Origin of the sequence: Lonsdalea britannica (assembly GCF_003515985.1) — a bacterium.
Taxonomy (GTDB): Bacteria; Pseudomonadota; Gammaproteobacteria; order Enterobacterales; family Enterobacteriaceae; genus Lonsdalea; species Lonsdalea britannica.
Window position 1 is genome coordinate 181,998 of record NZ_CP023009.1, and the last position, 20,881, is coordinate 202,878.

At 52.4% G+C, this 20,881-nt stretch carries 9 protein-coding genes, 2 tRNA genes and 3 rRNA genes; all 14 read right to left on the reverse strand.

The annotated features are described in order from the left end of the window. Positions 1–66 precede the first annotated feature (66 nt). Positions 67–1,491: a radical SAM protein gene (locus CKQ53_RS00890; protein ID WP_094118391.1), complete on the reverse strand. Its 1,425-nt coding sequence runs from the start codon at positions 1,489–1,491 to the stop codon at positions 67–69. Continuing rightward, complete coding sequence (locus tag CKQ53_RS18560; protein WP_085653413.1) at positions 1,491–2,765, reverse strand: glycosyltransferase family 2 protein; 1,275 nt, start codon at positions 2,763–2,765, stop codon at positions 1,491–1,493. Before CKQ53_RS18560 ends, CKQ53_RS00890 begins: the two co-directional genes overlap by 1 nt. 12 nt (positions 2,766–2,777) lie before the next feature. Continuing rightward, entirely contained in the window at positions 2,778–4,145 is a 1,368-nt protein-coding gene (locus CKQ53_RS18565; RefSeq protein WP_094118392.1) for a glycosyltransferase family protein, read from the reverse strand. Positions 4,146–4,275: 130 nt separating this feature from the next. Continuing rightward, complete coding sequence (locus CKQ53_RS00905; protein WP_085653415.1) at positions 4,276–5,202, reverse strand: sulfotransferase family protein; 927 nt, start codon at positions 5,200–5,202, stop codon at positions 4,276–4,278. Then, entirely contained in the window at positions 5,186–6,496 is a 1,311-nt protein-coding gene (locus tag CKQ53_RS00910) for an aminotransferase class III-fold pyridoxal phosphate-dependent enzyme (protein WP_162896322.1), read from the reverse strand. Before CKQ53_RS00910 ends, CKQ53_RS00905 begins: the two co-directional genes overlap by 17 nt. Before the next feature lie 25 nt (positions 6,497–6,521). Further along, entirely contained in the window at positions 6,522–7,997 is a 1,476-nt protein-coding gene (locus CKQ53_RS00915; protein ID WP_094118394.1) for a GMC oxidoreductase, read from the reverse strand. 175 nt (positions 7,998–8,172) lie between these two features. Continuing rightward, positions 8,173–9,552, reverse strand: a complete 1,380-nt coding sequence (locus CKQ53_RS00920) for an alpha,alpha-trehalose-phosphate synthase (UDP-forming) (protein ID WP_118894543.1) — start codon at positions 9,550–9,552, stop codon at positions 8,173–8,175. Next, the gene (gene otsB, locus CKQ53_RS00925; protein WP_244200983.1) at positions 9,549–10,346 is read right to left on the reverse strand and encodes a trehalose-phosphatase; all 798 of its coding nucleotides are present in this window, start codon (positions 10,344–10,346) and stop codon (positions 9,549–9,551) included. Before otsB ends, CKQ53_RS00920 begins: the two co-directional genes overlap by 4 nt. Positions 10,347–12,505: 2,159 nt before the next feature. Next, positions 12,506–12,582, reverse strand: a tRNA-Asp gene (locus CKQ53_RS00930). A 65-nt stretch (positions 12,583–12,647) separates the two neighbouring features. Beyond that, positions 12,648–12,763, reverse strand: a 5S ribosomal RNA gene (rrf, locus tag CKQ53_RS00935). Positions 12,764–12,868: 105 nt separating this feature from the next. After that, positions 12,869–15,777, reverse strand: a 23S ribosomal RNA gene (locus tag CKQ53_RS00940). A gap of 222 nt (positions 15,778–15,999) precedes the next feature. Further along, positions 16,000–16,075: transfer RNA gene (locus CKQ53_RS00945), tRNA-Glu, on the reverse strand. Positions 16,076–16,212: 137 nt separating this feature from the next. Then, positions 16,213–17,755: ribosomal RNA gene (locus tag CKQ53_RS00950) — 16S ribosomal RNA — on the reverse strand. The 16S, 23S and 5S rRNA genes sit together here with 2 tRNA genes alongside, the layout of an rRNA operon. Positions 17,756–18,223: 468 nt before the next feature. Continuing rightward, positions 18,224–20,797, reverse strand: a complete 2,574-nt coding sequence (clpB, locus tag CKQ53_RS00960; protein ID WP_085653072.1) for an ATP-dependent chaperone ClpB — start codon at positions 20,795–20,797, stop codon at positions 18,224–18,226. Positions 20,798–20,881: the final 84 nt, after the last annotated feature.

Sequence of the window (20,881 nt, forward strand, 5' to 3'; positions counted from 1 at the left end):
GGGTTTTCGGCGTACGTTCCGTATTTTTAAGCTCCCTCATTTGACGCCCTGAGGCGTCAGAGTCGCTTACTCAAACTGCGTGTTGATAATGGCTTCCACCAGCACTCGTCCTGCGGGCGTTAAGGTCACCACGGCGTTGTCCACGGTCACCAACCCTTTCTCTTCAAGTTGGGGCAACGCCGCCGAGATGGTGGGATTATCAAAGAAGCTTTCCCCATCAAATCGTTGTTTGTAGACCGCATCGTCAACCGGGATCAGCGTCGATAGCGCCATTTTGAAAGCATTGACACGCTGCTGATGCGGGGAGAAGCCACGTATCGATCCGCAGGGCAGACGTCCCTCGTTCAGGGCATCGCGATACTCTCCGTACTCCGTCAGGTTAATCATCTCGGAGCGACGCGACTTAGAGCTTCCGCCCAGCCCTATCGCGACCTCGGGATATTGCTTGTCGAGATCGGTGATCAGGCTTTTCCATTTCTCCGGCGGCAAATCACGTTTGTGGAAATACATCGTGGGATGTTCGAGGTAGTCGTCGGCCAGATAGCCCTCCACCAGCTGACGCATCTGGTACTGTTTTCCCAGACTCGGCATTTCGTTATCGCCCAGCGAGATCAGCTTGCGTTGCCAGAGGTTTTTACGTTTCCCCGACACGCCGCTGCGGGTTTCCATAAACTCTTTCATGTGCAGCTTGGTGCAAACCACATGCGACAGGTCGTACTTCTTCACCATCTCCATGTCGTAGGCCACATCATCCACCGTCTGTCCCATCAGCCCATACATCAGGTCGATCGTGATCAGCTCGTACCCCATCGCTTTGGCATTTTCCAACGTAGAAAAACACTCCGCCGCCGTATGTCTTCTGCCGCAGGCATGGATGAGGCGATCGTTGAACGACTGAGCGCCGAACGACAACTTGGTGAATCCCAACTCTTTCAAGATGCTCAGATAGTTTTCAGGCAGGCTGCCCGGCTCGCCTTCAAACCGCAGCGTGGCGGAGGAGAAGTTGAAGTTCTCCATGTAAAACGCCATCAGCCGACGCAATTCGGCCTCCGGCAACAGCGAAGGCGTGCCGCCGAAAATGTTGAATTCACCGACGGGCGTACGAGCGAGGCTGGGAACATGCTTCAGCCACAGCTGCGCCTCTTTTATATTCAGATCCACCACTTCGGTGAACAGCGCGCCCGCTTTGGCTGATTCCGGGTTGAGGATCACCGTAGGGAACTGGCAAAAGTGACACTTATAGCGGCAAGTTGGGATATAAGCCCAGAGGTGGATCCGCTCTGCTTTGCCCACTTCCACATCCATGTCTGCATGAAAATCAGAGAGCGGGTAATCCTCAATATCGCCGGGGAAAACGTGGCACCCAAAGGGGTCTTTGACGACATAGTCGAGCAGCTTCGCATTCTCTTCCTTCGCCAGCACCTCACACACTATCGGTGTGGGATACCGGCTATCGAGATCGAGCAAGGTATCAAGATGGCTCTTATTCATCAAAACACCCCGCCATTGGCAAAATAGTTATGCGCTTCGCCCGACTCGCGGTCTTCGCAGAAGTAGTACACAAAGCGCAGGAAGTCTTTTTCATCCACGGTATCGAAACAGGCTGGCAGCGGCGGTGCTGAGCCGATATCCTCACCGACAAAACGCCGCAGCGAATTGAATATCTCGTGTCGGAATTCAAAATAGAGGCGGAAGGCGGGCGTTTTATATGCGTGGATCGGCTTGAAGTCGACGACGCTGGTTTCATACTTGATTTGATAGATACGGCGGTACAAACTTTCCGCCACTTCCGGCGTGAAGAACTCGATCACCTCTGGGTTATCAACTAGCAGCGACGGATTCAATAAGACCGGCAATACGATATTTTTCGGTATGTAGTCTTTGATCGAGTTAAACCATGAGATTTCAGCCTGTTCAGGCGACAAATCCTGATAGTTTTCCAGCGCGTGCTCCGTAGGGCGAACATCTTTCATGATGATGATGCCGTCTTTTCCGTAAGCGGTCCCGTTCATCACCTCGTACAGCAGCGTGTCCACGCGTCGGCTGTTGATTTTGACGTAAGCGTCCGGCGCATAGACCGGCTTACCGCCGCAGGCAATGACCTTGATGCCAAAGTCCCAGTCGTCGGAGAGGTGTTCGACAAAGCGTCCCCCTTCCAACTGGTAAAAAATCTCGATGCCGCCTACCGCATCGTACATCCGTTTTTCGACCGCGAAACCTTTACCGTCAGGGAAACCGCCGAACAGCGAGAACGAAAAGTGGCGGCAACGCAGAGTTTTATCGATTTCACGATACAGATTGGGCCGCAGTTCGAAATCACTTTTGTCGTAGTAGTAATTACAGGTGCCCAAATCGCCTTGTTGTTCGATCATGGTATAAACCAGTTCGTCGATCCAATATTGATCGACTTCGCAGTCCGCATCGGCGGAAACGATATAGTGCTTATTATTGACGCCGTATTCGATATTACGAATACTGGCGCGCTGAGAAGCGTAATCCATCCCTTTCTTTCTCGCGGAAGAGACGCCCTGCGTAGTTTCATTAATGATATGTACCGTCAGGTCTTTATATTTATCCTGAGCCACTTTCACTTTCTGAATGGAGTCATCCGTCGAATTATTATCAACGATAATTAATTCCATGTTATCCAGGGTAAATATTCCGTATTTCGATTTCTGCTGATAAATAGAATCTATGACGGCTTCGATACGATTCCCTTCATTATAAACCGGCAGCACGATGGATATATATGTTTCTTTACGCATAACGACTCCCTATTACACATTGAATACGTGGCCAAATATCTTGTTGGAAATTAACTTTTCCCCGATATGGAAATTATGTTTCGCAATTAACTCTCGTTTCGACTTGTCGGCAACCAATCCATAGACCCGGTGCACAAAATCATCATCCGGCCAGCCATCTTGATCGGCGGAAATAGCCATGAGTTCGGTTTGAAAACCGTACTGGCCGTAAACCTCGTCGTAATATTCGTAGTGGCTGGCGATATAACACCGCTGGTGGCTGATGGCCTCTCCAATCGGGTTGCCGTAGCTGTCGTAATCGTATGACGTCAGGAAGGAGACGATGTCGCAGGACTCGTAAAGATCTTGCACGGTATACGCCTCGCCGCTTTCGTCGATAAAGTCATGCTGCAAGGCGCCGATGAAATGGACAAACCGCTCCATCCCCAATTCGCTGACATAGTCTTTCAAATAACTAAAGTAGCGAGGATCTTCATGCTCTCCTCCTGCAATAACCAAATAGACGCAGGGCTCTTGATTATTTTTGACACACAGCTCATTGAGCTTTTTCGTCAGATAAATATCCCGTTCCAGACGTTTCACCGGTACAAGCCGGGTCGTACGCGCAATCAGAATATCGTTGTCTGACATCCCGAATTCAGGGCGCAGAGATTTCCGTGGTTTTTCGCCGCCGAAACAGTAGCAATTACGCATGACGTCGATATTCACTCCGCACCATTCGCTGAGTTTACTGGCGAGGGCATTATTTAACGTGACGTAATTGATATATTGGGTTGGGATTGGTTTAACGGCATACGGCCAAGGGTCGCCGCCATATTTCCCACAGGCGGTTTCGCTATTCCACATCAGGTCATGATCGCGCCAAAGCACGAAACATCCGAGACGTTTCTCTTCGCCATAGGCGGTAATCGCTTTATACAGCGCGTGGGTGTAAACGATATTTTCAGGTAGCGTGCCATTTTCAATAACAACGTGGGTAATACCTAATTCCCGCCAGGTATCCACGATACGTTCGGATAAAACCTCGGCGACCGCGTGAACGTCGGCCAACTTGCGCGCCTTTTTTTCTTCGCTGGCAGATAGGCTCCCATTAATCAGCATATTATTGACATCATCGATAAAATTCGGGGTATAGCCCGGTAGCTCACCGTCGCCCGTCGCTCGCACCACCGTAAAAATCTTGCCGAAAGCGCCCTTCTCTTCCTCCGTATAAGGCCTGCCGAAATTGCCCTTATCGATCTTGATGTCGAACCCCAGATCAATGAATGACTCGAAGCCTCTCTGATTCAGGCAGGATGCCAGCTTGGCCGCTTCCACGGTGATACCGGAAACGGCGACGCCATCAAATGAAATGAATATGACTCTATTCTTTACATCCATGTGTCCTTCCTACGTTTAATTGAGTTAATTCAGAACGACCTGAGTACGGCACGCGCCGGCCCCGAGGCATGAAATAAAAACCGTCTATTACTCAGGCGATATCTCGTCAGGGCGTGTCTACCGCACTTCATCAGAGACCCTCCGACAGCGGATAGCCCAGCCGTTCAAGCTGAGGCCCCGCCACCGCCTCGAACTCGGCGATCTGACGCTCTGTTAAATCACGCTTATAGCGCCCGACCGGGGAAGTAGAGATCGCTTTAGCGGCAGCTTCCGCGGCAGGATGATCCCAAGGGTTCTCAAACAACACATGCGAGACCTCATGGTGAGCCAGCACCTGGTCGCTCCACTCAACGCCGATAAAATCGGTCATCCGTTTGATCACCTTTGCCGGCGACATCACCAGATCTTCATAGCGAATCTCCAGATAGCGCCCCGGCGGCGCCACGGTCACGGGCCGAGAGACGACCTCCATCCAGCCGCGCGCCATTTCCGACGGCGTTTTATATCCCCAACGGGGGACGGATTTGAGGTGGGAAGCAAAGAGGTCTCGCCCGTCACGGACAATATGGATAAACCGGGCCTCGGGCCAAATTCGCGCAAAATCATCGATGCGGGCGATTTTTCGCTGCAACTTTTGCCCCCAGAACAGGCCGCCGTATTTCTTGAGTCGATAGGCGCCGATCTTCTCGATCAGAAAGCAGCGATCGACAAAGCGACTGAGATCGCTTTTGCGCTCGGCCATCGCGGCCTCGACCAGTTCGATCAAATCGTCGTTCGGTACGCCCGATCGCTGACACTGCTTAACGAAGTGCGCGCCATCGAACCAGAACGGATCTTCCGTATCCGTTCCCGGGCCGAGCACCCGGGGATCGTTGGCGGAGAGCAACCGTGCCGCCTCAAGGATGTGCGGTCCCAGGTCAAGCGGCTCAAGGAAATCGATTTCAGGCGCAACGACGAGATCGGGATGAGCATCCAAAATAATACTTTGCAGCGTCGTCCCCGACCGATTTTCGCCCCCCAGCAGCACGGGCGCTTTGACGTTAGCTTCTGGCTTCATAAGACCCTCGGCGAAAATTCAAGGCGTGAACGACATCCGACTCGAGGTCTAACTCAAAGGCCACGCCGAACGCAGAGCGCGCATAGTCTTTCCGCCGCGCGTCGTCGATCGCGCCCCTGTCTCCCCCCACGTCTTTGCCGGACGCTTTAACGGCCTCTAGCGATGCTTTAAAAATGGAAACGGCTTGTTCCAACTCCGACTGACCAAAGGCAAAGTTGATCATGTGCGTGCCGTTGCACTCTAAAAACAGCCCATGCGCGAAGCATTCGGTCGTGACCGCATCCGCCACCTCAGCATTGGCAAATACCGTTTTGAACATCAGCGGCGGGCCGGTCACCCAAAGCGGAACGCCGACCTGATCCGCCGCCAGCTGAAGCTGGCTCATCAGTTCAGCCCCGATGTTTAGCGCGGCGTCGTGCGGCCGCTCCTCCCTGAAGATCCGTAGCGCCACCAGCGCGGCAGCCATGGAGGTCACCTCTTTGTTGTAAGTGCCCGCCAGTCCGGCGGCGTCGTAGGCGTTAACCAGGTCCGCCTTTCCAGCCACGGTCGAGAGCGCAAAGCCATTGGCGAGGCCTTTACTGACAATCATCAAATCGGCATCCACGCCGCCATCGCCGTGAACGCCGTGTGCGCCGTAACGCAGCCCGGACATCACTTCATCGAGGATAAAGGGAACCCCGGCGGCACGGCACAATCGCGCCATCTCTTTGAAATGACTTTCCGGAAACCATCCTAACTCGGGTGTGACGATGACGGCGGCGATGCGGTCTCGCGCCACATCCAACGCCGTAGAGAGCGCCTGCAGGTTGTAGCCAAAATGGAAGACATCCGTTTCCGGGTCGTAGCAAAGCTGACCAAACTGACGATGCCAGTCGTGCCAACCGTGATAACCGCTGGACAGAACGATCCGCCGTCCGGTGTAGGCTCTGGCCATCCTGATCGCGGCCGAGGTGCCGTCCGATCCCGTGCGGAAAAAAACGGCCTTTTCAACGCTGGGGTAACGCGCCACCAGCTGTTCGGCCAGCTCAATTCGCTGCGGAGACAGCGTGGTCGGGAAGATGATGCCGCGCGACTGGATCTGATCGACCACCGCCCGATCAATCTCGTCACGCCGATGGCCGAAAAGCACCGTGCCGTTGGAGGAGGTCATGTCCAAAATCGTTCGACCATCGCAGTCTGTCAGCCAGGCGCCCTTGGCGCTTTGCACCACGAACGGCGGGCGAGCGGAAATGTCGTACTCGCGGGCGGCGGTGGACGCGATCGCCCGTCGTAACTGCTGCTGATTATTATCCATCGTCTTTATCGCTCCTGAGTGAGGTTCAACGCATCGCCACGGCCATGCGTCGCGCATTGGCCATAATGGTGTGAGTCGGATTCGAATTTCCGGCAAAGGTCATCACAGAGGCATCCATGACGTAGATGTTGTCGTAGCCGTGAACACGACCCGAAACATCGACGACCGACCGTGTAGCATCCGTCCCTGCCCGCGCGGTGCCATGCAGGTGCGAGCCGCCTTTGTTATGCACCGACGGCTCGCGCTCGATCGTCTTAGCGCCCGCTTCCCTCAGAATTTCCTCCGCCCGGGCCGCCATAAAGCCAATGCGCGCCAAGTCGCTGTCGGAGTTTTTGTAATTGAACTTGATGAGTGGGTTGCCGAATTCATCCTGATGCTCATCCAGGGTGATTCGATTGTGTGACCACGCCTCTTCGCCCGCGAGATAGTGCAGACGGATGCGGCCGATATTGCGAAGCGGTTCCGGGGAAGCGACCTCGTACAGCAGCCCGCCAATTCCGGTCGGCACATCGGCGTTCTGGTAAAAATCATCGGTGTAGACGGACGCGGGCGCGCCTTGATGCGGGGCGCACAGCCCATCTTCCTTCGCCCAAGCAGGGTTAGAGCCGGTCGTGTAACCGGTGATTTTGAAGGAGAGGCCGCGACCAACCAGGTCGTGCTCATTGCCGATGCCGCGCGGGGCCAACACGGAGGTCGAACGCAACAGAAGCGCGCTGGTTTGAATCGCGTTACCGCAGCAGATGATCTTGTTGACGGGAATACTTAAATGTTCGGATGAGAACGGGATATAACACTCCGCCGATTCTGCATGCCCTTCGTTCGAGAGCCGGATACTATTGACCATGCAGCCGAACAGTACGGTGATGGACCCCGGCAGCGCCGTATCATCGATGACCGATCGATTCAGAATCGACGCCTTAGCGCCTGTCGTACAAGAGCGGCTATCGCAGGCCGAACAGAAGTGGCACCCGTTGTCGCTCCCCGCCGGCACGATGGCAAGCGGCATATTTCTCGGGCGGTAACCAAGCGAAGCCATTGCATGGGCGATCTTCTTGCCGCGTGCGCTAAACGGATAGCTGCTGACATCCTGCATTCCCAGCAACGATTCGATGTAGCCGTAATGTTCTTCCAGATCTTGCAAGGTGATAGGCCAGTCCATCTCCATATCCGAATGCAGGTAGCGGCTGATCCGCATATCCACCTCGCGGTAGCGAAAGGTGATGGCGGAATAGAACTGCATACCGCCGCCGACGCAGCAGGCGGTCCACGGGTTGCCGTCCTGCAGACCGGTTCCCGTGATGGCCCGGCTGTAGATGGATTGATGTGTCCCCAGCACTTCGCCCGGCGATGCCAACCCTCCCAGCTCCAGAATCAAAACGTCCTTGCCCTGCTCCGCCAGCGTACGCGCCACCGTCGCGCCGGACGGGCCGGAGCCCACAATGACGGCATCAAATTTGTCGAAACGTCCTTGATAAGCGCTGATGTGCTTAATCATTGTCATGGTTCATTGCTCCTTCATTCAAAATTTCATCAACACGTCGGGCCGTGTGGGCCTCGGGTCGCTGGCATTGCCGACCGTCGACAACGCATTCCTTTGCTACATACGCCGCCGAAAAATGACTCGCGCGGCGCCTCCATCCCCTTTGTCATGCGGAACGCAACCCTGCCGAGCAAGTTCAGGCTCTTAAACACACGCAGGGCACGCGTCCCGCGTCGCCTGCCAGGCGTTGCCGCGACAGGTCATCCACAAAACGCCGTAGCCACACGTCGATGGAGGCATGCCGCAGAATGTTCAGCATGCTCTGATGGCGCTCCACGCGTTCTTCGAGGGGCATCATTAAGGCGCGATCCAGCGCGGCGGCGACTTCGCGCGGGTCATACGGGTTGACGATCAGCGCGGCATCCAATTCCCGCGCCGCGCCGGCGAAACAAGACAGCACCAGCACGCCGGGGTCGGTTTCCTCCTGCACCGCCACATACTCTTTCGCCACCAGATTCATCCCGTCTCGCAGCGGCGTAACGCAGGCGACGTGCGCCTGCCGGTATAGCCCCATCAGTCGCCGACGATCGCAGTTCTTATTGATGTAATTCAGAGCCAACCAGTCCAGCTCGGAATAACCGCCGTTGATGCGCCCGGCCAGCGCATCCAGCTGATCGCGTATCTGCCGGTAGCTGGAGATGTCATCCCGGGTGGTCGGCGCGAACTGGACAAACTGAACCCGCCGCCGATGCTCGGGATAATGTTTCAGCAGCAGTTCGTAAGCGCTGAAGCGTTCGGGTAGACCTTTGGAGTAATCCAACCGGTCAACGCTGAAGATCGCTTTACGTCCCAGATGACGGGAAACCTGATCAAGCAGGTGAAGGTCAGGTGAGTTGTCTTGCGCCAGTTGCCGAAGCGGCTCAATCGCGACGCTGATGGGATAAACACCACTTTTGACGATGTCGTCACTCATCCCCATCCGGCTGGCGTAATCAAGAAAAGCCTGATGATCTTCTTCGGTCTGAAACCCCAGCAGATCGTAATCCGTCATGCTGGAGAACAGCTCGCGATGCGGCGGTATGGTCGTGGCGATGACGGTGGACGGGAAAGGGATATGCAGAAAGAAACCGATACGGTTGTTGATGCCAATCGCCCGGCAAGCTTGGGCGAAAGGCAGGAGATGGTAGTCCTGTACCCAGATGATGTCGTCGGGGCGAAGCAGAGGTTTCAACATCTGCGCCAGTCGGCGATTAACGCGCAGATAGCCCTGATATTCTTCATTGTCGTAGCGCGCTAGATCGACGCGGTAATGGAACGTCGGCCATAACGTGCCGTTGGAAAAGCCACAATAATATTGTTGATACTCTTCCGCAGTCAGCGCTGTCGTCGCAAAGGTGACGTTGTTGACCGTTCGCTGTTCGACGCGGGTCGGACATGTTTCTACTTCGCCATTCCATCCAAACCAGACGCCGCCGCTCAGCTCCAGCGCGGCCATCATACCGCTGGCCAAGCCTCCAGCCGGGCAATCATCAAGCGCCGGAGGAACACGATTAGATACCACCACAAGCCGGTTCATCGAGACACCGCCTTATCCGCACATGGCGGGTCTGCGAGCGTGGTCAACCCTGATAACCACTCCCCGACGGCATCGACACTCGGTAACCGATGTCTTGCGCAAGTGGGGCCAGCGCCGATTTTAATCCCTATACCTCCCAGTGCCTGCGCCGCGTCAAACCCCTGCTCGTCGGTGAGATCGTCGCCGACGAAAACGGGTAAACGACCTTGAAAAGGCGCTTCCGTCATAAACGTGCGCAGAGCAGCCCCTTTATTCACCCTCTCAGGCTTGATTTCAACAACGCACTTCCCCGGTTGGGCCGCCCACTGGGGGTAATCTTCACTCAGCGCCGAGGCAAGCCCTAACGCTTCAGGTTCACACTCTGGACACTGGCGATAGTGCAGCGCCACGGCGGTATCCCCTTTTGCTTCAAGAAAAGCGCCGGGATGCTGATCTACCCAATATTTCAGTCGCAGGCTGAGCTCAGCAGGCAGACGGGCCTCACAGCGATGAATCGTCCCATCCGCACGACGACGTTCCCCACCGTGAATTCCCGCTGCGGGAAGCAACAACGGCACCAATAACCCATCGATATCGGCTAAACGCCGTCCTGATATGATTCCCACGGCGCCATCACAGGCGCGAAACAAAGCGTGGAGAAGAGACAAGCGCCCCCGAGGGACAGTGGCCTCCTCGGGGCGGGCGCAAATTTCCGCGAGCGTACCGTCGATATCGAAAAAAAATGCTGAGTCACTGAGCCTGAATGCCGGAAATGCGTCAGGCTGACGCATATCTTGATGTTCTTCTGGAGTCACGTTCACAATCCTCTCTTGGTGATAGCGAGTTCAGTACTGATTCGCCAAAGCAGCCGTATTCCTGATGCCAGTGATCGATTCATCCAGACTCACCGTGAATCCAGCTCACGGCGTTTATTCCCAGGGAGAGCAAGCATCCAAGGGATTGCGTCATTGGAAATCCTCACTGACGTGACGTATATGGGTTCCATCCCCCCAAACGAACTCCTGACTCTTGGAGATAGCCGGAGAGCATCGGGTACTGCCAGAAAATAAATGTTGAATCAGTCCTATTAAATAAAATGGCGGGACTGAGTGTTTATTCTTATTTCTTTCACCAGATTGCAAACAAGTGAGCTCCATCATCTATTTATCGCGCGGAGCTTTATAGAACATGGCGTCATTCACTTTTTTATAAATACGCGATGGCTTTACTTTGGTATTTAACAAAGCACGCCTAAATATCCCAGCGGATATTCATCATTAGATAAATTAATTACCCTAAGTGGGATAATAATTACAACCAATCCGATATGTGTAGATTTTTCAATACGATACGCGTCACCAAATCGACATAAAATACTAATACTTTCGTTTTCAGGATATAGGCAACCACCTTCATTGAAAATTAAGATATATCTCAATTAATCATCGAGAGAACATAAATGCGTGTTTATCTGGATTTTAGCTAAGTTAAATCACAAAGCAATTTTTATATTTTGTTTTTTTCGACACATCAAGATTACCTCGTTACATTTTCCAATAATGGTTTTTTACAATAATGGTTTCTTATTAGGTTTCTTATTGATTATCCATTTAAATAGATAACTTATTGAGTACCACAAAAATATTTCCCGTTGCTTTGAGGCCTTTGATCGTGCCCCAATAAGAGCCATGTAGATTTAATCGCATGAAATTTATAAATAAATTAATAATCTACATATTTAATTCTCTAAAACAACATTCCCTGGGAATAGGAACTGACTGAAAGGCTAGCATGAGTTTTTTTGTAAATATATAGCTCATAGAGAAACACCTAACTATATTAATTAATGTCACAATTAGTTATTCAGAGATAACCAAATTTGACCCAAGTAAATTAAATATTGAGGCAGTTAAAATAAATTTAATGAGTGCATTCAATTATCATTATTAATGACGGGATAGTTTATAACGTTAATTATATTATTCCCAACCAGAATTTTATTTTTTCAATAAACATGATCTATGTAGAGGAAAATCCATTTAACGCAGCGCGTTCAATAAGAGTCAGCGGCGTTAATAAAAAAAACCGAGAAACTTCACTATTTCATCTCAACACGCAGCGTTATCAGGATTATTATTTTTGATGTGATTGTTAGTTTTGTATGTTTGATGGGGATCTGTAGTAGCGAGTTTTTAACGGCGGGAAATATTATAGGTTGTCTGGTAATAACGGTGACAATAAGAGACTAACGGCCCCTATAAATATTCGATTTTTGTGCAACGAAGATGGTTGGAGCTTAGATCACCGAATTCCGTTTAGAACAGCACAATGATTCTCTGTTGTTTTCTGAAAGCCGATGTGGCAAGACACATGAATCAACACCTAAGGAACGATTCGTTGGTGGCGAGTTAACGGACTGGATATTTGAGTAAGGCGATTAGGTGGGCGTGTAGCCGTTGGGGTTGGGGTTGAAACTTTCAGTATCAGGTGGGTTCATCGTCTAAGGTAAGTTTCCGACCGTATCCACTTCTCGCGGTCGCAGCAGATCGCCAAAGGAGAGTCTTTCAGGGAGGGTAATACTCCGTGGTATTACTCGTCGTCGTACGGGGCTGATAGCTCTATAGATTGCCCTGTATTGCGTATGAAAAGATCGATTCCCCGCAGCTTGTCCGGCATTTAACAAGATGGAGTCTCAACTTATCAGTCCGCTCATCAGCGCGGTGCTGTCGTCATAAACATCCAAGCTAACGTCGTAAATACATCATCTTTCAGAGCGTCGTAGCGGTTGTTCAGGCACAGTCTCTGGTGCGCACATCAGGAAAGGTATAGGTGAGTTTAGCCTTGTGCGCGAGGAGTTTACTTTTGAGTATTCGTTGATTGTGGCGAGGATCTAAGGACGAAAAAAAACCGTACCCCTTTACGGTAGTACGGTTTTTTTCCATCTGGGTATGTAAACATCCCAGGACAATATAAGTGGCGGAACGGACGGGACTCGAACCCGCGACCCCCTGCGTGACAGGCAGGTATTCTAACCAACTGAACTACCGCTCCACCGATTCTGTATCGTTACCGGATACATTCTTTCCAGTAACCGGTGCTATGCACCTTAAATTAATGCCTGGCAGTTCCCTACTCTCACATGGGGAGACCCCACACTACCATCGGCGCTACGGCGTTTCACTGCTGAGTTCGGCATGGGGTCAGGTGGGACCACCGCGCTATCGCCGCCAGGCAAATTCTGTTTCATCCCAACCGTTACGTCCTACTTCCACGCAACCATCAGAACCAATCTTCGAACAAGCTGAATACGTCTCTCTAAAAACACCTTCGGTGTTGTAAGGTTAAGCCTCTCGGGTCATTAGTACTGGTTAGCTCAACGTATCGCTACGCTTACACATCCAGCCTATCTACGTCGTCGTCTTCAACGGCCCTTCAGGGGACTCAAGGTCCCAGGGAAGACTCATCTCGGGGCAAGTTTCCCGCTTAGATGCTTTCAGCGGTTATCTCTTCCGCACTTAGCTACCGGGCAATGCCATTGGCATGACAACCCGAACACCAGTGGTGCGTTCACTCCGGTCCTCTCGTACTAGGAGCAACCCCCCTCAATCTTCCAACGCCCACGGCAGATAGGGACCGAACTGTCTCACGACGTTCTAAACCCAGCTCGCGTACCACTTTAAACGGCGAACAGCCGTACCCTTGGGACCTACTTCAGCCCCAGGATGTGATGAGCCGACATCGAGGTGCCAAACACCGCCGTCGATATGAACTCTTGGGCGGTATCAGCCTGTTATCCCCGGAGTACCTTTTATCCGTTGAGCGATGGCCCTTCCATTCAGAACCACCGGATCACTAAGACCTGCTTTCGCACCTGCTCGAGCCGTCACTCTCGCAGTCAAGCTAGCTTATGCCTTTGCACTAACCTCCTGATGTCCGACCAGGATTAGCTAACCTTCGTGCTCCTCCGTTACTCTTTGGGAGGAGACCGCCCCAGTCAAACTACCCACCAGACACTGTCCGCAACCCCGATTAGGGGCCCACGTTAGAACATCAAACATTAAAGGGTGGTATTTCAAGGTTGGCTCCATGCAGACTGGCGTCCACACTTCAAAGCCTCCCACCTATCCTACACATCAAGGCTCAAGGTTCAGTGTCAAGCTATAGTAAAGGTTCACGGGGTCTTTCCGTCTTGCCGCGGGTACACTGCATCTTCACAGCGAGTTCAATTTCACTGAGTCTCGGGTGGAGACAGCCTGGCCATCATTACGCCATTCGTGCAGGTCGGAACTTACCCGACAAGGAATTTCGCTACCTTAGGACCGTTATAGTTACGGCCGCCGTTTACCGGGGCTTCGATCAAGAGCTTCGCCTTGCGGCTGACCCCATCAATTAACCTTCCGGCACCGGGCAGGCGTCACACCGTATACGTCCACTTTCGTGTTTGCACAGTGCTGTGTTTTTATTAAACAGTTGCAGCCAGCTGGTATCTGCGACTGGTATCAGCTCCGGGAGCAAGTCCCTTCACCAACACCAGCGTGCCTTCTCCCGAAGTTACGGCACCATTTTGCCTAGTTCCTTCACCCGAGTTCTCTCAAGCGCCTTGGTATTCTCTACCTGACCACCTGTGTCGGTTTGGGGTACGATTTCGTGTTACCTGGAGCTTAGAGGCTTTTCCTGGAAGCTTGGCATCGGCTACTTCATCACCGTAGTGACTCGTCATCACGCCTCAGTGTTAATGATGTTCCGGATTTACCAAAAACATCCACCTACACGCTTAAACCGGGACAACCGTCGCCCGGATAACCTAGCCTTCTCCGTCCCCCCTTCGCAGTAACACCAAGTACAGGAATATTAACCTGTTTCCCATCGACTACGCCTTTCGGCCTCGCCTTAGGGGTCGACTCACCCTGCCCCGATTAACGTTGGACAGGAACCCTTGGTCTTCCGGCGTGCGGGTTTTTCACCCGCATTATCGTTACTTATGTCAGCATTCGCACTTCTGATACCTCCAGCAACCCTCACAGGCCACCTTCGCAGGCTTACAGAACGCTCCCCTACCCAACAACACCTAAGTGTCGCTGCCGCAGCTTCGGTGCATGGTTTAGCCCCGTTACATCTTCCGCGCAGGCCGACTCGACCAGTGAGCTATTACGCTTTCTTTAAATGATGGCTGCTTCTAAGCCAACATCCTGGCTGTCTGGGCCTTCCCACATCGTTTCCCACTTAACCATGACTTTGGGACCTTAGCTGGCGGTCTGGGTTGTTTCCCTCTTCACGACGGACGTTAGCACCCGCCGTGTGTCTCCCGTGATAACATTCTTCGGTATTCGTAGTTTGCATCGAGTTGGTAAGCCGGGATGGCCCCCTAGTCGAAACAGTGCTCTACCCCCGAAGATGAGTTCACGAGGCGCTACCTAAATAGCTTTCGGGGAGAACCAGCTATCTCCCGGTTTGATTGGCCTTTCACCCCCAGCCACAAGTCATCCGCTAATTTTTCAACATTAGTCGGTTCGGTCCTCCAGTTAGTGTTACCCAACCTTCAACCTGCCCATGGCTAGATCACCGGGTTTCGGGTCTATACCCTGCAACTTAACGCCCAGTTAAGACTCGGTTTCCCTGCGGCTCCCCTATTCGGTTAACCTTGCTACAGAATATAAGTCGCTGACCCATTATACAAAAGGTACGCAGTCACCCTGATAAATCAAGGCTCCCACTGCTTGTACGTACACGGTTTCAGGTTCTATTTCACTCCCCTCGCCGGGGTTCTTTTCGCCTTTCCCTCACGGTACTGGTTCACTATCGGTCAGTCAGGAGTATTTAGCCTTGGAGGATGGTCCCCCCATATTCAGACAGGATAACACGTGTCCCGCCCTACTCATCGAACTCACAACTCATGCCTCTTCGTGTACGGGACTATCACCCTCTGTCGTGCGACTTTCCAGACGCTTCCACTAAGACACAAACTGATTCAGGTTCTGGGCTCCTCCCCGTTCGCTCGCCGCTACTAGGGGAATCTCGGTTGATTTCTTTTCCTCGGGGTACTGAGATGTTTCAGTTCCCCCGGTTCGCCTCATGTCACTATGTATTCATGACATGATAGTGCAACGGATTGCACTGGGTTTCCCCATTCGGGTATCGTCGGGTATAACGGTTCATATCACCTTACCGACGCTTATCGCAGATTAGCACGCCCTTCATCGCCTCTGACTGCCTAGGCATCCACCGTGTACGCTTAGTCACTTAACCTCACAACCCGAAGGTGTTTCGTAAAACACTTCGCGCTGCGATTATTTGAGAGACTCTGATACAACCAAATCACATCTCAGTACTGCACGGAGAGATATGTTCAGCTGCATCGTTTCAAATTTCAGCTTGTTCCAGATTGTTAAAGAGCAATATCTTAAACACGACTCGTTAAAGTCATCTTTAAGATATTCGGTTGATAATGCCTTTCACTCATTATCGGTATGGCGTCCCCAAGGGGATTCGAACCCCTGTTACCGCCGTGAAAGGGCGGTGTCCTAGGCCTCTAGACGATGGGGACACGAAATCCGACTAAACCTCAGGCTTAATCGTTCCGCATCAGCATGAGTCAGAGACTCATCATCAACAGGTGCGCTTTTTGCTCTTGCTTTTTCATCAGACAATCTGTGTGAGCACTTCACTAGCACTTCACTTTGGTAAGGAGGTGATCCAACCGCAGGTTCCCCTACGGTTACCTTGTTACGACTTCACCCCAGTCATGAATCACAAAGTGGTAAGCGCCCTCCCGAAGGTTAAGCTACCTACTTCTTTTGCAACCCACTCCCATGGTGTGACGGGCGGTGTGTACAAGGCCCGGGAACGTATTCACCGTAGCATTCTGATCTACGATTACTAGCGATTCCGACTTCATGGAGTCGAGTTGCAGACTCCAATCCGGACTACGACGCACTTTATGAGGTCCGCTTACTCTCGCAAGTTCGCTTCTCTTTGTATGCGCCATTGTAGCACGTGTGTAGCCCTACTCGTAAGGGCCATGATGACTTGACGTCATCCCCACCTTCCTCCGGTTTATCACCGGCAGTCTCCTTTGAGTTCCCACCATTATGTGCTGGCAACAAAGGATAAGGGTTGCGCTCGTTGCGGGACTTAACCCAACATTTCACAACACGAGCTGACGACAGCCATGCAGCACCTGTCTCAGAGTTCCCGAAGGCACTAAAGCATCTCTGCTAAATTCTCTGGATGTCAAGAGTAGGTAAGGTTCTTCGCGTTGCATCGAATTAAACCACATGCTCCACCGCTTGTGCGGGCCCCCGTCAATTCATTTGAGTTTTAACCTTGCGGCCGTACTCCCCAGGCGGTCGACTTAACGCGTTAGCTCCGGAAGCCACAGTTCAAGACCGCAACCTCCAAGTCGACATCGTTTACAGCGTGGACTACCAGGGTATCTAATCCTGTTTGCTCCCCACGCTTTCGCACCTGAGCGTCAGTCTTTGTCCAGGGGGCCGCCTTCGCCACCGGTATTCCTCCAGATCTCTACGCATTTCACCGCTACACCTGGAATTCTACCCCCCTCTACAAGACTCTAGCTTGCCAGTTTCAAATGCAGTTCCCAAGTTAAGCTCGGGGATTTCACATCTGACTTAACAAACCGCCTGCGTGCGCTTTACGCCCAGTCATTCCGATTAACGCTTGCACCCTCCGTATTACCGCGGCTGCTGGCACGGAGTTAGCCGGTGCTTCTTCTGCGGGTAACGTCAATGAATAAGGCTATTAACCTTACTCCCTTCCTCCCCGCTGAAAGTACTTTACAACCCGAAGGCCTTCTTCATACACGCGGCATGGCTGCATCAGGGTTTCCCCCATTGTGCAATATTCCCCACTGCTGCCTCCCGTAGGAGTCTGGACCGTGTCTCAGTTCCAGTGTGGCTGGTCATCCTCTCAGACCAGCTAGAGATCGTCGCCTAGGTGGGCCTTTACCCCGCCTACTAGCTAATCCCATCTGGGTTCATCCGATGGTGTGAGGCCCGAAGGTCCCCCACTTTGGTCTTGCGACGTTATGCGGTATTAGCTACCGTTTCCAGTAGTTATCCCCCTCCATCGGGCAGATCCCCAGACATTACTCACCCGTCCGCCGCTCGCCGGCAAAGTAGCAAGCTACTTTCCGCTGCCGCTCGACTTGCATGTGTTAGGCCTGCCGCCAGCGTTCAATCTGAGCCATGATCAAACTCTTCAATTAAAAGCTTGATTTGCTAAGTTAATAGCGATGCTCAAAGAATTTACTGTTCATTCGTAATGAATTAACTGTTGTTCACTCTTCAAGACTTTTTCGTATCTAGTTGCGATAGTGTCTTGTGAGTGCCCACACAGATTGTCTGATTAAATTGTTAAAGAGCGTTTCGTTGCCGCCGAGGCGACTAACGTGAGGCCGCGTATATTACGCTTACCTCATTCAGAGTCAACGACTTTTTTCGTTTTTCTCCGACTGTCACTGCGATGCGTTGTCCGCTTTGCCGTGTCAGTGGGAGCGCATTATAGGGAGTTATTTCGGGCTGACAAGCGCTAAATACAAAAAACCGGCCGACCGCTCACATTTAAACCAAAACGTCAATTTAAGCCGGTTTAAAGCCCCAAAACGCGCATTTAATCGACAAAAAAGCCCGAATTCAAAAAATCCGGGCTTTTCGCTGAGGGAATCAGCCTGACGCTACTGATGCGCGACGATAGACTCACCATCAAGATCCAACGTAATCGGCTTACCCGGAAGCAGCTTGCCAGACAATATTTGCTGCGCCAGCGGGTTTTCGATCAGTTGCTGTATAGCACGCTTCAACGGGCGGGCTCCGTACACCGGGTCAAACCCGATTTTACCCAGCATCTCCAATGCCGGCTCAGAGATCGTCACGCTATAGCCCCGTTCTTCCAGTCGCTGATACAAACGCTGCAGCTGAATCTGGGCAATTGACGTAATGTGCTCCCGGCCTAACGGATGGAAAACCACGACTTCATCAATACGGTTGATGAACTCAGGGCGGAAGTGATGGTTAACGACGTTCATAACCATATCGCGCATCTGGCCATAGCTCATCTCGCCAAACCGTTCCTGAATCAGGTCCGATCCCAAGTTGGATGTCATGATGACCACTGTGTTGCGGAAGTCCACCGTACGCCCCTGTCCGTCGGTCAGGCGACCATCATCCAGCACCTGCAACAGGATGTTGAAGACATCAGGATGCGCCTTCTCCACTTCATCCAGCAGAATCACGGAATAAGGACGACGTCGCACCGCTTCCGTAAGGTAACCCCCTTCTTCATAACCGACATACCCTGGGGGCGCGCCCACCAAACGGGATACCGAATGTTTTTCCATGAATTCGGACATATCGATACGCACCATCGCGTCGTCGCTATCGAAGAGGAATTTCGCCAGCGTTTTACACAGCTCGGTTTTACCGACTCCTGTCGGCCCCAAGAAAAGGAATGAACCGATAGGACGATTGGGATCGGCCAGACCCGCGCGGCTGCGTCGGATAGAGTTAGCCACCGCTTCGACCGCTTCGTTCTGTCCAATCACGCGCTGGTGCAGCTCATCTTCCATTCGCAGCAGTTTTTCGCGTTCGCCTTCCAGCATTCTCGATACCGGAATGCCCGTAGCGCGCGCCAATACTTCGGCGATTTCAGTGTCCGTTACCTTATTACGCAACAGACGCATCGTTTTACCTTCGGACTGCGTAGCCGTTGCCAACTGTTTTTCCAGCTCAGGAATCTTGCCGTACTGCAACTCGGACATTTGCCCCAAATCGCCCTGACGACGCGCCTGTTCCAATTCGATTTTGGCCTGTTCCAGCGCGGCCTTGATATTCTGAGTGCCGGTTAATGACGCCTTTTCCGCTTTCCACTCTTCTTCCAGCTTCGAGTAATCCCGCTCTTTCTCTTCCAGCTCGGTATTCAAAATTTCGAGCCGTTTCAGACTGGCGTCATCCGACTCTTTCTTCAATGCCTGCTGTTCGAGCTTCAATTGGATGATTCGACGGTCCAACCGGTCTAGCGCCTCGGGCTTGGAGTCGATTTGCATACGAATGCTGGATGCGGCCTCATCGATCAGGTCAATCGCCTTATCCGGGAGTTTACGGTCTGCGATGTAGCGATGGGACAACGTCGCCGCCGCCACAATGGCCGGGTCTGTGATTTGAACGTGATGATGCAGTTCATAACGCTCTTTCAGCCCGCGCAAGATCGCGATGGTGTCTTCCACCGTCGGTTCAGCCACAAACACTTTCTGGAAACGACGCTCCAGCGCGGCATCCTTCTCAATATACTGACGATATTCGTCCAGCGTGGTCGCCCCAACGCAGTGCAGCTCACCACGCGCCAAGGCAGGCTTCAGCATATTGCCCGCATCCATAGCGCCATCGGCTTTACCCGCGCCGACCATCGTATGCAGTTCATCAATAAACAGGATGACGCTGCCTTCCTGTTTCGAAAGATCATTCAATACGCCTTTTAAGCGTTCTTCGAACTCGCCGCGGAATTTGGCGCCAGCCACCAGCGATCCCATATCCAGAGCCAGTACGCGTTTGTTCTTCAAGCCTTCCGGCACTTCCCCATTGACGATGCGCTGCGCCAACCCTTCGACAATGGCCGTTTTACCGACCCCAGGCTCACCAATGAGTACCGGGTTATTTTTGGTTCTGCGTTGCAGCACCTGAATGGTGCGGCGAATTTCTTCATCACGACCGATAACGGGATCCAACTTGCCCTGTTCGGCACGTTCGGTTAAATCGATCGTGAATTTTTTCAAAGCCTGGCGCTGATCTTCAGCCCCTTGTTCGTTCACGTTTTCTCCTCCACGGATTTGGTCAATCGCTTTCGTCACGCTATCCATGTTGGCGCCGGCATTCTTTAACAGATCCGTCAACGTGCTCCGCGCTTCCAGCGCCGCCAGAACAAACAGTTCCGACGATATAAAGGTGTCACCCCTTTTCTGAGCCAGCTTGTCGCAAAGATTTAATGTCCGTACCAATTCATTGGATGGCTGTACATCGCCTCCGGTCCCTTCAACCTGCGGGAGACGGCTTAACGCCTGCTCAATCTCTGGCTTCAGATGAGCGACATTAACGCCAGCTGCGGTTAACAGCGGGCTGACCGTGCTTCCTTCCTGATTTAAAAGGGCACTCATTAAATGCAGTGGTTCGATAAATTGATTGTCTCGACCGAGAGCGAGAGATTGGGCATCAGCGAGGGCAAGCTGGAACTTATTAGTAAGACGATCCAGACGCATAACTCCTCCGATTCATACTGATCAAATGTGCTACTGGAGATTAGATGAGGTCTAGCCCCAAATTTTCAAGATGATTTGTCAGTA

Excerpts from the sequence above, each read along its gene's own strand:
- CKQ53_RS00890 (WP_094118391.1), bottom strand. The coding sequence starts at position 1,491 with ATGAATAAGAGCCATCTTGATACCTTGCTCGATCTCGATAGCCGGTAT.
- CKQ53_RS18560 (WP_085653413.1), bottom strand. The coding sequence starts at position 2,765 with ATGCGTAAAGAAACATATATATCCATCGTGCTGCCGGTTTATAATGAA.
- CKQ53_RS18565 (WP_094118392.1), bottom strand. The coding sequence starts at position 4,145 with ATGGATGTAAAGAATAGAGTCATATTCATTTCATTTGATGGCGTCGCC.
- CKQ53_RS00905 (WP_085653415.1), bottom strand. The coding sequence starts at position 5,202 with ATGAAGCCAGAAGCTAACGTCAAAGCGCCCGTGCTGCTGGGGGGCGAA.
- CKQ53_RS00910 (WP_162896322.1), bottom strand. The coding sequence starts at position 6,496 with ATGGATAATAATCAGCAGCAGTTACGACGGGCGATCGCGTCCACCGCC.
- CKQ53_RS00915 (WP_094118394.1), bottom strand. The coding sequence starts at position 7,997 with ATGACAATGATTAAGCACATCAGCGCTTATCAAGGACGTTTCGACAAA.
- CKQ53_RS00920 (WP_118894543.1), bottom strand. The coding sequence starts at position 9,552 with ATGAACCGGCTTGTGGTGGTATCTAATCGTGTTCCTCCGGCGCTTGAT.
- clpB (WP_085653072.1), bottom strand. The coding sequence starts at position 20,797 with ATGCGTCTGGATCGTCTTACTAATAAGTTCCAGCTTGCCCTCGCTGAT.